The sequence below is a fragment of the Streptomyces puniciscabiei genome (assembly GCF_006715785.1).
Classification (GTDB): Bacteria; Actinomycetota; Actinomycetes; order Streptomycetales; family Streptomycetaceae; genus Streptomyces; species Streptomyces puniciscabiei.
This window is the reverse complement of record NZ_VFNX01000001.1, coordinates 5,842,092-5,855,940: the sequence shown is the minus strand read 5'-3', so window position 1 is coordinate 5,855,940 and position 13,849 is coordinate 5,842,092. Positions and strand designations below refer to the sequence as shown.

14 protein-coding genes are annotated in these 13,849 nt (G+C 71.9%); 3 read left to right on the top strand and 11 right to left on the bottom strand.

Features of this window, described 5'->3' with window-relative positions:
* Positions 1-123 precede the first annotated feature (123 nt).
* The 3 genes from FB563_RS27110 to FB563_RS27100 all read right to left on the bottom strand — a co-directional run bounded on the left by FB563_RS27110 (position 124) and on the right by FB563_RS27100 (position 2,388).
* Complete coding sequence (locus tag FB563_RS27110) at positions 124-1,215, bottom strand: PP2C family protein-serine/threonine phosphatase (protein ID WP_055704011.1); 1,092 nt, start codon at positions 1,213-1,215, stop codon at positions 124-126.
* A 186-nt stretch (positions 1,216-1,401) separates the two neighbouring features.
* Complete coding sequence (locus tag FB563_RS27105) at positions 1,402-1,797, bottom strand: iron chaperone (protein ID WP_055704010.1); 396 nt, start codon at positions 1,795-1,797, stop codon at positions 1,402-1,404.
* A 135-nt stretch (positions 1,798-1,932) separates the two neighbouring features.
* Entirely contained in the window at positions 1,933-2,388 is a 456-nt protein-coding gene (locus FB563_RS27100) for a carboxymuconolactone decarboxylase family protein (protein WP_055704009.1), read from the bottom strand.
* A gap of 181 nt (positions 2,389-2,569) precedes the next feature.
* Between FB563_RS27100 and FB563_RS44970 the strand changes: the two genes are divergently transcribed.
* Entirely contained in the window at positions 2,570-3,640 is a 1,071-nt protein-coding gene (locus FB563_RS44970; protein ID WP_055704008.1) for a tetratricopeptide repeat protein, read from the top strand.
* Between the two features lie 146 nt (positions 3,641-3,786).
* Here FB563_RS44970 and pheT read toward each other — a convergent pair whose 3' ends face one another.
* From pheT to infC, 7 genes are all read right to left on the bottom strand, one after another.
* The gene (gene pheT / locus FB563_RS27090; RefSeq protein WP_055704007.1) at positions 3,787-6,309 is read right to left on the bottom strand and encodes a phenylalanine--tRNA ligase subunit beta; all 2,523 of its coding nucleotides are present in this window, start codon (positions 6,307-6,309) and stop codon (positions 3,787-3,789) included.
* A complete protein-coding gene (gene pheS, locus FB563_RS27085) occupies positions 6,309-7,430 on the bottom strand; it encodes a phenylalanine--tRNA ligase subunit alpha (RefSeq protein WP_055704006.1) in 1,122 nt (373 codons plus the stop codon). Before pheS ends, pheT begins: the two co-directional genes overlap by 1 nt.
* A 137-nt stretch (positions 7,431-7,567) precedes the next feature.
* Positions 7,568-8,704, bottom strand: a complete 1,137-nt coding sequence (locus FB563_RS27080) for a sensor histidine kinase (RefSeq protein ID WP_055704005.1) — start codon at positions 8,702-8,704, stop codon at positions 7,568-7,570.
* A gap of 50 nt (positions 8,705-8,754) precedes the next feature.
* Positions 8,755-9,615 (bottom strand): TrmH family RNA methyltransferase, encoded by an 861-nt coding sequence (locus FB563_RS27075; RefSeq protein WP_055704033.1) that lies wholly within the window; start codon positions 9,613-9,615, stop codon positions 8,755-8,757.
* A 217-nt stretch (positions 9,616-9,832) separates the two neighbouring features.
* A complete protein-coding gene (gene rplT / locus FB563_RS27070; RefSeq protein WP_004002577.1) occupies positions 9,833-10,216 on the bottom strand; it encodes a 50S ribosomal protein L20 in 384 nt (127 codons plus the stop codon).
* Positions 10,217-10,314: 98 nt separating this feature from the next.
* Positions 10,315-10,509 carry a 50S ribosomal protein L35 gene (rpmI, locus tag FB563_RS27065; RefSeq protein WP_003977225.1) on the bottom strand — a complete coding sequence of 65 codons (195 nt, stop codon included), beginning with the start codon at positions 10,507-10,509 and terminating at the stop codon, positions 10,315-10,317.
* A 113-nt stretch (positions 10,510-10,622) separates the two neighbouring features.
* Complete coding sequence (gene infC, locus FB563_RS27060; RefSeq protein WP_079048523.1) at positions 10,623-11,285, bottom strand: translation initiation factor IF-3; 663 nt, start codon at positions 11,283-11,285, stop codon at positions 10,623-10,625.
* Between the two features lie 353 nt (positions 11,286-11,638).
* On the opposite strand from infC, the gene FB563_RS27055 reads away from it, so the two are divergent.
* Entirely contained in the window at positions 11,639-11,995 is a 357-nt protein-coding gene (locus FB563_RS27055; RefSeq protein ID WP_063797018.1) for a DUF1844 domain-containing protein, read from the top strand.
* Between the two features lie 15 nt (positions 11,996-12,010).
* Here FB563_RS27055 and FB563_RS27050 read toward each other — a convergent pair whose 3' ends face one another.
* Positions 12,011-12,742: an SseB family protein gene (locus FB563_RS27050; protein WP_055704032.1), complete on the bottom strand. Its 732-nt coding sequence runs from the start codon at positions 12,740-12,742 to the stop codon at positions 12,011-12,013.
* A 150-nt stretch (positions 12,743-12,892) separates the two neighbouring features.
* Here FB563_RS27050 and FB563_RS27045 point away from each other — a divergent pair, with 150 nt between their 5' ends.
* Positions 12,893-13,849: a serine hydrolase gene (locus FB563_RS27045; RefSeq protein WP_055704002.1), complete on the top strand. Its 957-nt coding sequence runs from the start codon at positions 12,893-12,895 to the stop codon at positions 13,847-13,849.

Sequence of the window (13,849 nt, the reverse complement as noted above, 5' to 3'; positions counted from 1 at the left end):
GGATGCCCCCCGAGTGGCCTGGTGCGGTTCAGCGTAGTGCGCTCGCCTTCACACGGGGTGTGAACGGAACACGTGCATCCGCGCTGTACACGCGGTGTCGCTCAGCGTGCCGGACCGGTTGACTTAAGTGCCGGCCAAGCCGCCGGCTCCCCCTCGAAAAGCGGTGGCTTGGCCGGGCCGGCTACGGGGGTGCCGCGCCCCGGGGCAGGACGCCTCGCCCCGCGTGCGATCGTTGCGCAGGACCAGTAGTGCTATGTCGTCCGTGGGTTTGCCGGAGGTGTGGTGCAGGAGCGCCCTGAAAACGGTGCGCAGGACCGTCTGCGGAGAGACGGGATGATCGCGTACGACTTCGCGGAGCGTCCTCGGCAGTGAGAAGAACCGCCCCCGGCTGTCCCTCGCGTCCTCCACCCCGTCCGTGAAGAGAACCAGGGACTCACCCGGAACCAGATGACCGCACGACTCGGCCTCCAGCTCGGCGGGAAGCGGGAACGGGCCGAGCGGCGGCAGCGGGTCGACGCGCGTCAACGGTTCGACTCTCGTGCCGCTGAGCAGATACGGCCACGGATGACCGCAGTTGAGGGCGCGCAGCCGGCCGTCGCGGTCGATCTCCAGGAGCAGGACGGTGACGAACTCCTCGGCGACCGGCTGGTCGGGCTCCTGGCCGCCGTGCGCGGGGTGTTCGGCACGGGCCCGTTCCCGCAGGTGCCGGGCGAGGGCGCGGTCCAACCGGGCGAGGACACCGCCGAGTTCGGGTTCGTCGTGCGCGGCCTCGCGGAAACTGCCGAGGACGGCGGCGACCGTGCCGAGCGCGGCGAGACCGTGCCCGCGTACGTCGCCCATCACCACCCGCACCCCGTGCTCGGTGGCGATCGCCTCGTACAGGTCGCCGCCGACGCTCGCGCCCCGGTCCGCGGACAGCTGGGCGGCGGCGACGCGCAGCCCGTCGAGGCGCGGGGGCAGGGGACGCAGTACGACGCTCTGCGCGGCCCGCGCCACCCGGCGGACCTGCCGCAGCTCCCGCAGCAGCGCGCGCCGGACATGGGCTATCAGCCCGGTGCCGACGGCGAAGAAGACGGCGCTGGTGACGATGCGCGCGCCGAGGCCGTTCTGCTGGGCGAGCGGGCAGCCGAACTTGTAGGCGACCGCCACGGCTCCCCAGACCGTGGGCAGTGCTGCTGCCCGCGCGGTGGGTGCCCGTGCCTTGATGCGGATCATGCCTCTGGTCCCCCATGTGGGCCCTGAAAGAGCAGACGGACCGACCCCGAAAGGCCGGTCCGATTCTGTCCAGGGCATGGCCCGGGAGGACCGGATCACCGCCGGTTCCCACCCGAACGAGTGAGCCCGCGCCGGTCAAGTCGCATTTATGCAGCTCGCCGAGGGGGTGAACCCCTCCGCCGGGCCTCAGCCGACGGCCTTCCTCACGAGTTCGCCGATCCTCGCCTCGTCGGCGGCGGTCAGTTCCTTCAGGGCGTAGGAGGCGGGCCACATGGTGCCTTCGTCGAGGTTCGCCCTGTCACTGAAGCCGAAGGTCGCGTAGCGCGACGTGAACTTCTCCGCGCTCTGGAAGAAGCAGACGACCTTGCCGTCCAGGGCGTACGCCGGCATCCCGTACCAGAGCCTCGGGGCGAGCTCGGGCGCGGCGGCCTTGACGACGGCGTGGATCCGTTCGGCCATGGCCCGGTCCGGCTCCCGCATCTCGGCGATCCTGGCGAGCACGGCGGCCTCGTCCTCCGCCGCCTTGGCGGCGCGCGACGCGCCGCGCGCGGACGCCTTGAGCTCCTTGGCCCGTTCCTTCATCGCCGCTCGTTCCTCGTCCGTGAACCCCCCCCGGAGGCGGCGGTGGTGCGGCGGGCGGTCCGCTGTGCGTCGCTCATGGCGGTTTTCCTTCGCTTTCCTTCGGTTGCGTGAGGGCGGGACGGGGGACGGCGGGGGTCAGCCCCACGCGCCGGCGATCTGACGGGTGGTGGCGTTGAGCCGGTTGAACAGGTTGGTGACGCCGATCATCAGGACGAGCGCGGCCAGCTGCTTCTCGTCGTAGTAGGTGGCGGCCGTGTCCCAGACCTCGTCGCTCACCGCGTCGGGACGGTCGGCGAGCCGCGTCGCGGCCTCGGCCAGCGTGAGGGCCGCCCGCTCCTCGTCGGTGAAGTACGGGGCCTCCCGCCAGGCGGCGACCGTGGCCAGCCGCTCGTCGCTCACTCCCGCCTTGCGGGCCGTCCTGGCGCCGGCGTCGACGCAGGCACTGCACCCGTTGATCTGGCTGACCCGCAGATGCACCAGCTCCAGCGTCTGCGGGTCCACTCCGCCGGAGTGCACGGCCTTGAACAGCTGCTGGATGGGCTGCATCGCGTCGGACAGGACGACGGCGGGGTTCTGCATACGGGACTGCATCTCGGTCCGCTCCTTCGGTGGTCGGTGCCCCGCTGTCGTCGGGGCGTGACTCCATGACAGCGCCGAACGCTCGCCCGGACCACGGCGATGGGACACCGTGGGACAGCTCAAACGGCCTTGACCAGCGGCGACTTGGCCCGGAAGACTTCCGTCGGCGCGGGACCCGACGACGGGGGGAACAGTGCAGGCGCACGAACGGACGGCGAAGAACGACCCTCAGGAGGAGCTGGCGGCCCGGCTGCGTCTGCTCCAGGAGGTGTCCGGGCTGGGTGTGCGGGCCCTCGCGCGGGACACCGGCCTCAGCTCCTCGTCGCTCTCGCGCTACCTCAACGGGCAGACCGTGCCGCCCTGGCCCGCGGTGGTGGACCTCTGCCGCCTCGTCAAGCGCGACCCCCGCCCGCTGCGTCCGGTGTGGGAACGGGCCTCGAACCCCCTGCCCGCGCCCCCGAAGAGCACCCGCCAGGGCCGCCCGCCGGCCCGCAACGACCTGCCGCGCGACGTGCCCGACTTCACCGGGCGCGAGGAGCAGCTCGCCGCCGTGCTGGCCGCCGTCGAGAGCCATCGGGCGGTCTCCGTGGACGGCATGGCGGGCGTCGGCAAGACCTGTCTGGCGGTGCACGCCGCGCATCGGCTCACCGCCGGCTTCCCCGACGCACAGCTCTATGTCGACCTGCACGGCTTCACCGAGGGCCGGCCGCCGCTCGACCCCGCGGCCGGCTGCCCGACGGGAGCGGCCCACGCGGCCGCTTCGGAGGCCTGGACACTGCTCCAGCTGGGACACCGTGAGGAGGCGGCCCGACTGGCCCGGCAGGTGCTGGAGCTCGCCCACACCGACCCCGCGTGGCCGCCCGGCCTGACGGCCCGGATCACGCTCGGCCTGGCCGTCGTACAGGAGGACCCGGAGGCGTCGGCGGAGCAACTGCGCCAGGCCCTGACGCTGGCCCGCGACGACGGGCACCTCAACAACCAGGCGTGGTGCCTCAACTGCATGGGCGTGGCACTGCGGCAGATGGGCCGCTACGAGGAGGCCCTGGCCAGCCACCGGGAGGCGTTCGCCCTGCTGGACGAGCTGTTCGAGGAACACTGGAAGATCCACTTCCTCAACGGCTACGCCGAGACGTACCGCCTCGCGGGCCACCCGGACGAGGCGCTACGACTGCACCGCGAGGCCCTGGAACTGGCCCGGAGCCTCGGCAACCGGCACGCCGAGGCACTGGCGCTCGAGGGTATCCGTGAGCTCAGGGCCGGCTGACTGCCCCGGGCGGCGGCATGCGAAGCCGACGGCACTGCGGCGCCCCAAAGGGGCGCGGGGCTGTGTTCGACATGCGGCTCCGCCGCGTGCGCGCGACCGGCCACGGAGGACCCGCAGCCGGCCGCGCACAGAACCCGCTACGGCGATCAGCCCCTCAGGACTGCACCCGTACGCTCACCCGCGAGGGCAACCGCCGCGTCCCGAGCCGCCGAAGCCTCGTCCACGGTCAGCGTCCGGTCAGCCGCGCGGAAGCGCAACGCGTACGCGAGCGACTTCTTGCCCTCGCCCAGCTGCTCCGCGTTCTCATAGACGTCGAACAGCCGGATGGACTCGAGGAGTTCACCCGCACCGTCACGCAGCGCCGCCTCGACCTCCCCGGAGGGGACGGGCCTGTCGACCACGAGCGCCACATCCTGCGTGGCGACCGGGAACGTGGAGATGCCCGGCGCCTGCGGGGCGCCGTCTCCGACCGCCTCCAGGGCGTCCAGGTTCAGCTCCATCGCACAGGTGCGCTCGGGCAGTCCGAGCGCCTTCAGCACCCGCGGGTGCAGCTCGCCCGCGTGGCCGATGACCTGCTCGGTGCCGTCGGCGACGACCGCCAGCTCGGCACAGCGGCCGGGGTGCCAGGGGCCGTACTGGCCCTTGCGGACGATCAGTTCGGCTCCGGCCTCACGGGCGACGGCGCGCGCCGCCTCCACCGCGTCGGCCCAGTCCGCCGGCCGGCCCTTGCCCCACCAGCCGGCCTGCTCGCGGGCGCCGGTGAGGACGACGGCCACGTGCCGCGGCTGCTCGGGCAGCGCGGCGTTCAGCGCGGCGATCTCCTCGTCGGTGGGACGCCGGTCGACGGGCAGGTGCGTGGCGACCCGCTGCTCCGCACCGGGGTGGAACACCAGCCCGGTCTCGAACAGCGCCAGGTCGTGCGAGCCCCGGCCGTCGTTGCGCCGCAGGGCACCGAGGAGGCCCGGCAGCAGCGTCGTACGCAGCGCGGGCTCCTCGTCGCTGAGCGGGTTGACCAGCTTGACGACACGGCGGGCCGGGTCGTCGGCCGCCAGGCCGAGCTGGTCGAAGACCTGCTCGCCGAGGAAGGGGTAGTTCGGCGCCTCGACATAGCCCGCGCCGGCCAGCGCGCGGCCGACCCGGCGGTGCAGCCGCTGACGGTGGGTCAGACCACGGCCCGAGGGCAGCTTGGGCAGCGTGGAGGGCAGGTTCTCGTAGCCCTCGAGGCGGATGACCTCCTCGGCGAGGTCGTTCGGGTCGACCAGGTCGGGCCGCCAGGACGGGACGGTGACGATCAGCTCGTCCTGCCCGTAGACGTCACAGCCGACCTGCTGCAGGCGGCGGACGACGGTCTCACGGCCGTAGACGACGCCCGCGACCTTGTCGGGGTGGTCGGCCGGGATGGTGATGGTGTGCGGCGCGGACGGCGCGACGATCTCGGTGACGCCCGCCTCGGCCGTGCCGCCCGCGAGCAGCACCAGCAGATCCACCGTGCGCTGCGCCGCCGCGGCCGCGGCCTGCGGGTCGACGCCGCGCTCGAAGCGGCGGGACGCCTCGGACAGCAGCTTCTGGCGGCGGGACGTACGGGCGATCGCGACGGCGTCGAAGTGGGCGGCCTCGATGACCACGTCGGTGGTGCCGTTGACGCCGTCCTCGGTGACCTCGTGGTCGGCGATCTCGGTGTTGGCGCCGCCCATCACACCGGCGAGGCCGATCGGGCCGCGGTCGTCGGTGATGACCAGGTCCTCGGCGTGCAGCTTGCGCTCGACGCCGTCGAGGGTGACGAGCTTCTCGCCCTCCTGGGCCCGGCGTACGCCGATGGTGCCCTGGACCAGCTTGCGGTCGTAGGCGTGCAGGGGCTGGCCCAGCTCCATCATCACGTAGTTCGTGACGTCGACGGCGAGCGAGATCGGGCGCATGCCGACCTTCTGCAGCCGGCGCTGCAGCCAGATCGGGGAGCGGGCCTCGGGGCGCAGGCCGGTGACCGTGCGGGCGACGAACCGGTCGCAGCCGAAGGGGTCGGCGACCTGGACCGGGTAGCCGTAGGCGTTCGGGGCCGGTACGTCGATCAGGGCCGGGTCGCGCAGCGGCAGGCCGTAGGCGATGGCGGCCTCGCGGGCGACACCGCGGATGGACAGGCAGTCGCCGCGGTTGGCGGTGACGGCGATGTCCAGGACCTCGTCGACCAGCTCCAGCAGCTCGATGGCGTCCTTGCCGACCTCGGTCTCCGGCGGCAGCACGATGATGCCGTGGGTGCCGTCGTCGCCCATGCCCAGCTCGTCGGTGGAGCAGATCATGCCGTGGGACGTCTTGCCGTAGGTCTTGCGGGCGGAGATGGAGAAGCCGCCCGGCAGCGTGGCGCCGGGAAGGACGACCACGACCTTGTCGCCGACGGCGAAGTTGCGGGCGCCGCAGACGATCTCCTGGGGCTCGCCGGTGCCGTTGGCCTGGCCGACGTCGACGGTGCAGAACCGGATCGGCTTCTTGAAGCCCTCCAGCTCCTCGATGGTCAGCACCTGGCCGACGACCAGCGGGCCCTTGAGGTCGGCGCCGAGCTGTTCGACGGTCTCGACCTCGAGCCCGGCCGAGACGAGCTTCTCCTGGACGTCGCGGCCGGTTTCCGTCGCCGGCAGGTCGACGTACTCCCGCAGCCAAGAAAGCGGGACCCGCATCAGATCTCCATCCCGAACGGCCGGGTGAACCGGACGTCACCCTCGACCATGTCTCGCATGTCTTCCACGTTGTGGCGGAACATCAGCATCCGCTCGATGCCGAACCCGAAGGCGAAGCCGCTGTACTTCTCCGGGTCGACACCGCAGGCGGTGAGCACCCGCGGGTTGACCATGCCGCAGCCGCCGAGCTCGATCCAGCCCTCGGACGAGCAGGTCCGGCAGGGGCGGTCGGGGTTGCCGACGGACTCGCCCTTGCAGACGTAGCAGAGCATGTCCATCTCGGCGCTCGGCTCGGTGAAGGGGAAGAAGTTCGGCCGCAGCCGCGTCTTCATGCCCTCGCCGAACAGCGACTGGACCATGTGGTCCAGGGTGCCCTTGAGGTCGGCCATGGTCAGGCCCTCGTCCACGGCGAGCAGCTCGACCTGGTGGAAGACGGGCGTGTGGGTGGCGTCCAGCTCGTCGGTGCGGTACACGCGGCCGGGGCAGATCACGTAGACCGGCAGCTCGCGGTCGAGCAGCGAGCGGATCTGCACGGGCGACGTGTGGGTGCGCAGCACGACACCGGACTCGGTGCCACCGTCGGGACCCTGCACGAAGAAGGTGTCGGCCTCGCCGCGGGCCGGGTGGTCGGGGCCGATGTTCAGGGCGTCGAAGTTGAACCACTCCGCCTCGACCTGCGGGCCCTCGGCCACCTCGTAGCCCATGGCCACGAAGATGTCCTCGATGCGCTCCGAGAGCGTGGTCAGCGGGTGGCGGGCGCCGGCCGGGACGCGGTCGTACGGCAGCGTGACGTCGACATCCTCCTCGACCAGTACGCGGGCGTCACGCTCGGCCTCCAGCTCGGCCTGCCGGCCGGCGAGGGCCTTGTTGACGGCGCCGCGGGCCATGCCGACGCGCTTGCCGGCCTCGGCCTTGGCGTGCGGGGGCAGGGCGCCGATCTCGCGGTTGGCGAGGGCCAGCGGGGAGGCGGGGCCGGTGTGGGCGACCTTGGCCTCGTGGAGCGCGTCGAGGGAGTCCGCGGCGGCGAAGGCGGCGAGCGCCTCGTCCCGCATGCGCTCGATCTCTTCCGGTTTCAACGCCTCGACCTCGACAGGGTCGTACGACTTATTGGGTGCCGACATCTCTTCCCGTGCTTCCGATTGGCTGGCGGATGGTCCCCGACACCGACTCTCAGCGCTGTGACAGCCGCGTGAAGGACACAAAGGTGCCAAAGGCCGAGTCTAACGGGGTGGAGGTAGACGAATGCGCCCGTGGGCCACTACGCGAGATACGCGGGGGCCGCCACGGGCAACGTAAATCGGAACTCGGCGCCGCCGCCGGGGGCGCGGCCGACCGTGATGGTGCCGCCGTGGGCCTCGACGATGCCCTTGACGATGTACAGCCCGAGGCCGGTGCCGCCGCGCTTGCTGCCCCGCCAGAAGCGGGTGAAGACGCGGTTCATGGACTCCTCCGGGATGCCGGGCCCTTCGTCGCTCACCGTGACCGACGTGCCGTTCTCCTCACCCTCCCGCGGGGACGCGGTGGGCGTGACGTCAATGGTGACGGTTCCCTCGCCGTGCCGCACGGCATTTTCGATGAGGTTGCTGAGCACCTGGTCGATCTTGTCGGGGTCGGCCCACAGAGCGGGCAGTGGCTGCTCGATGCGCAGCAGGAAGCGGTCGGCCCGCTGGCCCGCGGCGACATAGGCCTGGATGTGCCGGGAGACGGCGGCCCCGATGTCGACGGGCTGCCGGCGCACCTCCAGCCGCCCGGAGTCGATCCGCGAGATGTCCAGCAGCTCGGCGATGAGCCGGGTGACCCGGTCGGCGTCGGCGTCGACGGTCTCCAGCATCAGCCGTTTCTGGTCGTCGGTGAAGCGTTCCCACTTGGCGAGCAGCGTGGCGGTGAAGCCCTTCACGGAGGTGAGGGGGGAGCGCAGTTCATGGGCGACCGTCGCGATCAGCTCGGCGTGGCTGCGCTCGGTGCGGCGGCGGGCCTCGGTGTCCCGCAGGGAGACGACGACCCGCCGGACGGGCCCCAGGGGCCGCTCCCGCACATACCGGGCGGAGACCAGCACCTCCCGCCCGCCGGGCAGCAGCAGATTCCGCTCCGGCTGCCGCACCCGGATCGCCAGGCCCCCGTAGGGGTCGGTGAGCTGCCACCAGCGGCGGCCCTCCAGATCCTCCAGCGGCAGCGCCTTCTCCAGGGGCTGTCCGAGGGCGTCGGCGGGGCGCTGGGCGGTGATCCGTGCGGCGGCGGCGTTGAAGCAGACGACGCGGCCGCGCTCGTCGGCGACGACGAGGCCGTCCGGCAACTGGTCGGGGTCGAGACCGCAGCCGTGGTCACCCTGCCGGGGCGCGGGCGTACGCTGCGCGTCCCGCCCCTCCGGCGCGGCGCTCGTGCCGGCCACACTCATCCCCGTACCCCACCTCTCAGACCGCGCAGGGCCCCGAGCTGGTCACCCTACTAGCTCTGGGTGACGGAGCGGCACCCTCCGGAGGCGCGCTGTGCACGAGCCGACGCGTAGAGACATACGGCGGCGGCGGTGGCGAGGTTCAGGCTCTCGGCCTTTCCGTGGATCGGGACGCGCACCACGGCGTCCGCGAGTGCCCGGGTCTCCTCGGGCAGCCCCCAGGCCTCGTTGCCGAACACCCACGCCGTGGGCCCGCCCATGGTGCCCTTGTCGAGCTCGTCGTCGAGGTCGCGGTCCCCTGCCCCGTCGGCGGCGAGAATGCGCACCCCCGCCTCCTTCAGCCCCTCGACGGCCCGCTCGACCGGCACGCCGACGGCGACGGGCAGATGGAAGTGGGAGCCCACGGAGGCGCGTACGGCCTTGGGGTTGTAGAGGTCCACGGACGCGTCGGTGAGGATCACCGCCTCGGCGCCGGCGGCGTCGGCGCAGCGCAGCACGGTCCCGGCGTTCCCGGGGTCCCGCACATGTGCCAGTACGGCGACCAGCCTCGGCCGGGCGGCGAGGACCTCCTCGAAGGGCGTGTCCAGGAACCGGCACACCCCGACCAGCCCCTGCGGAGTGACGGTGGTGGAGATGTCGGCGACGACCTCTTCGGAGGCCAGGTGCACCCGGGCCCCGACGCTCCGCGCGGCCCCGACGATGTCGGCGTACCGCTCAGCGGCCTCCACGGTGGCGAACAGCTCGACGAGGGTGGGGGTGCCGTCGACCCGATGCCCGGCCGCTTCCCGGACGGCCTGCGGCCCCTCCGCGAGAAACAGCCGGTCCTTGCCCCGGAAGTTCCGCTTGGCGAGCCGCCGGGCGGCGGAGACACGTGCGGACCGGGGGGAGATCAGCTCGGGGCTGACGGGGGGCATCCTCTTGCTCACCTCAAGAAAGTCTTCCTTTTGTGGCACCGGGGCGGTGCAGCGCCCCGAAAGGGGCGCGGGGCTGCATCGATATGCGGCTCCGCCGCGTGGGCGCGACCAGCCACGACGCACCCGCAGCCGAAAGACCACCCAGGCCCCAACAACAGGACCCGCAAGCCGTAAAGCCTGCGGGTCCAGTGAACGTCGGCCTAGAGCCAGCGCAGCGTCACGCAGCCTTGGGCGCGTTGACGTCCGACGGCAGCGCCTTCTGCGCGACCTCGACGAGCGCGGCGAACGCGCCCGCGTCGTTGACGGCCAGCTCGGCCAGGATCTTGCGGTCGACCTCGACGTTCGCGGCCTTCAGACCCTGGATGAAGCGGTTGTAGGTGATGCCGTTGGCGCGGGCAGCGGCGTTGATGCGCTGGATCCACAGCTGACGGAAGTCGCCCTTGCGCTTCTTGCGGTCGTTGTAGTTGTAGACCAGCGAGTGGGTGACCTGCTCCTTGGCCTTGCGGTACAGGCGCGAACGCTGACCGCGGTAGCCGGAGGCCTGCTCGAGGATCGCCCGGCGCTTCTTGTGGGCGTTGACTGCCCGCTTGACGCGTGCCACTTGTTAACTCCTTGTAGCGGGGTCGTGGTGGTCCTCACACGACCCGGAAACGATTCGGTCCCGGTCCCGACGCACGGCGCTCAGACGGCGCCGCCGCGTCACTTGCCGAGAAGCTTCTTGATCTTCGCGGCGTCGCCCGGGGCCATCTCGGCGTTGCCGGTGAGGCGACGCGTGACGCGGGACGACTTGTGCTCGAGCAGGTGGCGCTTGCCGGCGCGCTCGCGGAGCACCTTGCCGGAGCCGGTGATCTTGAAGCGCTTGCTGGCACCGCTGTGCGACTTGTTCTTCGGCATAGCGCCGTTATCTCCTCGTCGGTGGCGCTCCGGTGCCCGGTCGTGAAACCGGGCACGGTGGAGCGTCGCTCTCTTGTATCGGTTACATCCTCGGGGACCGGAGTCCCCCGGGATCACGCCTCGGCAGGCTCCTCGGACGGCGCCTCAGCCTCGGCAGGGTTCTGCGACCGACCGGGGTTCGCCTTCGCCTCGGCCTTGCGGGCCTCCTGCGCCTGGCGGGCCTCGGCCATCGCCTCGGTCTTCTTCTTGTGCGGACCGAGGACCATGATCATGTTCCGGCCGTCCTGCTTCGGGTTCGACTCCACGAAGCCGAGGTCCTGGACGTCCTCCGCCAGCCGCTGCAGCAGTCGGTAGCCCAGCTCGGGCCGGGACTGCTCGCGACCACGGAACATGATCGTGATCTTGACCTTGTCGCCCTGCTTGAGGAACCGGACGACGTGACCCTTCTTGGTGTCATAGTCGTGCGGGTCGATCTTCGGCCGGAGCTTCATCTCCTTGATGACCGTGTGCGCCTGGTTCTTGCGCGCCTCACGGGCCTTCATGGCCGACTCGTACTTGAACTTCCCGTAGTCCATGAGCTTGCACACGGGCGGACGGGCGTTCGCCGCGACCTCGACCAGGTCCAGGTCGTACTCCTGCGCAAGCTCCAGTGCCTTCGCGAGCGGCACGATGCCGACCTGCTCGCCACTGGGACCGACAAGTCGCACCTCGGGAACGCGAATCCGGTCGTTGATGCGGGGCTCGGCGCTGATGGATCCTCCTCGGTAGCACCACACGGCAGTCTGGCGGACAGCCGCGTATGTCTCTTTTCGTAAGACCTAACCGCGCCGAAGCACAAAAAATGCCCCGGACGATCACAGGCGGGGCTCCAACACACTACCGGAGCACCGCCGCGATGCCGCGGGGCGCGCTTTCGGGCGACTCCATCGTCCGTACGGAACGATGGTGGCCGCCTGACCGGGTGACCCGCCGTCCCGGGGGACGGTCAGGTGGGAGATCGGAGCCTCCACTTGTGGGCTGGGCACAGTGGTCCAGCCGGTCGTTACACAAGGTTAGCAGCACGGGCGCGGAAGGGCGAATCGGAACCCGTCATCGCGACGCCGTGACGGGGCCGCCTATCGTGTGGGGCATGAGTGAGACCCCTCCTGAGAACCCCGACTTCGACGCGATGACCCGGGACATCGCCGAGGTCCCCGCCGTCGAGGTGATCGTGACGGTCGCCGTCAACCTGATGAGCGCCGCCGCCGTGAAGCTCGGGCTGAGCGAGGAGGGCGAGAAGCGCAAGGACCTGGACGAGGCCCGCAAGCTGATCACCGCGCTCGCCGGGCTGCTGGACGCGAGCGCGACCGAGATCAGCTCCTTCCACGCCGCCCCGCTGCGCGACGGCCTGAAGTCCCTGCAGCTGGCGTTCCGCGAGGCCTCGATCGTCCCGGACGAGCCGGGCCAGGGGCCGGGCGAGAAGTACACCGGCCCGGTCTACGGCTAGCCGAAGGGGGTGGATTCACCCCTTCACGTACAAGGGCTCGCCCGGAGGCGTGGTCCCGGCCGGCAGGAGTGCCAGGTCGAGGCCGCGCACCAGGCGGGCCCTCAGTGTTTCGTCGGACGCGAGCCGCTGGGCGACCGCGCGGGCGGCCTCGGCGGGCACCGCGGCCGGGTCGAGGACCAGGGCGAGGGTGCCGTCGGCCTGCCCGGGTCCGAGGTGGGCGCGCAGTACGGCGGGCTCCGCCGCCACGGCCGTACGGACGGCCTCGATCACGGCCGGGTCGGCGAGCGGGTCGGTGCTGGTGCGGCCCTCGGCGAGGGCGAGCAGGGCCGGGCCGGTGAGCTCGAACGGCACCGGTCCGGCGAGGTCCAGCACGACCGTGTCGGCCTTCTCGTGGGCGGCGGCCTGGAGCGCCTGGTGCAGGGGTACGGCGACCGGGCGGGCCGCCGGGTCCCAGCGGGCCAGGGAGTCGGTGGAGGTGAAGGCGGGCAGGGCGGTGCGGTGGCCTGCCTTCAGGGTGGGTACGGCCATGTCGCTGGTCTTCTCGCGGCGCAAGCCCTTCTCGTCCTCCTCGACCTCGCCGAGCACGGCGACGACCGGGACCAGCAGGCGGGCGCCCCGGAGCGCCTCGAGGACGGGCCCGAGGGCGCCGCGGTCCTCGGCCCAGGCGGCGAGCGCCGCGCTCAGCCGGGGGTCGGCGGAGCCGTCGTCGTCGGAGAAGCCGGGGTCGGGAATGTTCTTGTTCGCCACGGTCACCGACCTTATAGGGGGCAGGCCGCGGCGCTTGTGCGGGGCCGGAAACGCCGCCGTCACCGGTTTCACCGGAATCTCAGCCTTCCCTGATCCACCTCTCACGTCCGGCCAACAGGGCGCACGGTCCCGGCCTCGAGCATCGCGGGCATGGAGTCCTCCGGAGCCCGCCGTGGCCGTCGTGCGCGCCGGCCCCGGCGCCGTCCGCTGCTCTCCGTCGCCCTCTCCGTGGTCGCCGTGGGCGGGGTCACGGCGGGGGGCACGGAGTATGTGAAGGCGCGGGCGCACTCGGGACCGGCGGCCGTATCGTCGGCGGCGACGACCTCGGCCTCCCCCTCGGCCGGGGCGGGCGAGGAGGCCTCGGTGGGACCCGGGACGGAGCCGGCGGTGGACCGGACGGCGCTGCTGGGCAAGGCGATGTCGGCGGTGAGCGTGCCGTCGGGCGCGCAGGTGTCGGCGGCGGTGCTGGCGGTGGACTCCGGGGAGAGCGCCGCGTACGGGAACGCGGCCTTCGACACGGCGAGCATCGTGAAGGTCGACATCCTGGCCACGCTGCTGCTCCAGGCGCAGGACGCGGACCGGAGGCTGACGGCCACCGAGAAGGCGTACGCCACGAAGATGATCGAGAACAGCGACAACGCGTCCGCGACGGCACTGTGGCACACGGTCGGACGTGCGGACGGCCTGAACGCGGCGAACAAGCGCTTCGGGCTGACCGCGACCTCCGGTGGCGAGGGTGAGCTGTGGGGACTGACGCAGACCACGGCCGCGGACCAACTCGCCCTGCTCCGGCAGGTGTTCGGGGAGGGTTCCGAGCTGAGCGCGGCCTCCCGGAGCTATGTGCGCGGGCTGATGGAGTCGGTCGAGGCGGACCAGCAGTGGGGGGTGTCGGGCGCCGCGGAGGGCAACTCCTGGGCGCTGAAGAACGGCTGGCTGCCGCGCAGTACGACAGGCCTGTGGGACGTGAACAGCATCGGGCGGGTGACGGTGGGCGGCACGGACTACCTGGTGGCCGTGCTGTCCAAGGGCACGCGGACGCAGGCGCAGGGCATCGCGCTGGTGGAGGCGGCGGCGCGGGCGGCGGTGTCGGCGTTCACCGGCGAGTGA

Excerpts from the sequence above, each read along its gene's own strand:
- FB563_RS27075 (WP_055704033.1), bottom strand. The coding sequence starts at position 9,615 with ATGCCCCCCGTCAGCCCCGAGCTGATCTCCCCCCGGTCCGCACGTGTC.
- pheT (WP_055704007.1), bottom strand. The coding sequence starts at position 6,309 with ATGCGGGTCCCGCTTTCTTGGCTGCGGGAGTACGTCGACCTGCCGGCG.
- FB563_RS27055 (WP_063797018.1), top strand. The coding sequence starts at position 11,639 with ATGAGTGAGACCCCTCCTGAGAACCCCGACTTCGACGCGATGACCCGG.
- FB563_RS27110 (WP_055704011.1), bottom strand. The coding sequence starts at position 1,215 with ATGATCCGCATCAAGGCACGGGCACCCACCGCGCGGGCAGCAGCACTG.
- FB563_RS27100 (WP_055704009.1), bottom strand. The coding sequence starts at position 2,388 with ATGCAGTCCCGTATGCAGAACCCCGCCGTCGTCCTGTCCGACGCGATG.
- pheS (WP_055704006.1), bottom strand. The coding sequence starts at position 7,430 with ATGTCGGCACCCAATAAGTCGTACGACCCTGTCGAGGTCGAGGCGTTG.
- rpmI (WP_003977225.1), bottom strand. The coding sequence starts at position 10,509 with ATGCCGAAGAACAAGTCGCACAGCGGTGCCAGCAAGCGCTTCAAGATC.
- FB563_RS27080 (WP_055704005.1), bottom strand. The coding sequence starts at position 8,704 with ATGAGTGTGGCCGGCACGAGCGCCGCGCCGGAGGGGCGGGACGCGCAG.
- FB563_RS27105 (WP_055704010.1), bottom strand. The coding sequence starts at position 1,797 with ATGAAGGAACGGGCCAAGGAGCTCAAGGCGTCCGCGCGCGGCGCGTCG.
- FB563_RS27045 (WP_055704002.1), top strand. The coding sequence starts at position 12,893 with ATGGAGTCCTCCGGAGCCCGCCGTGGCCGTCGTGCGCGCCGGCCCCGG.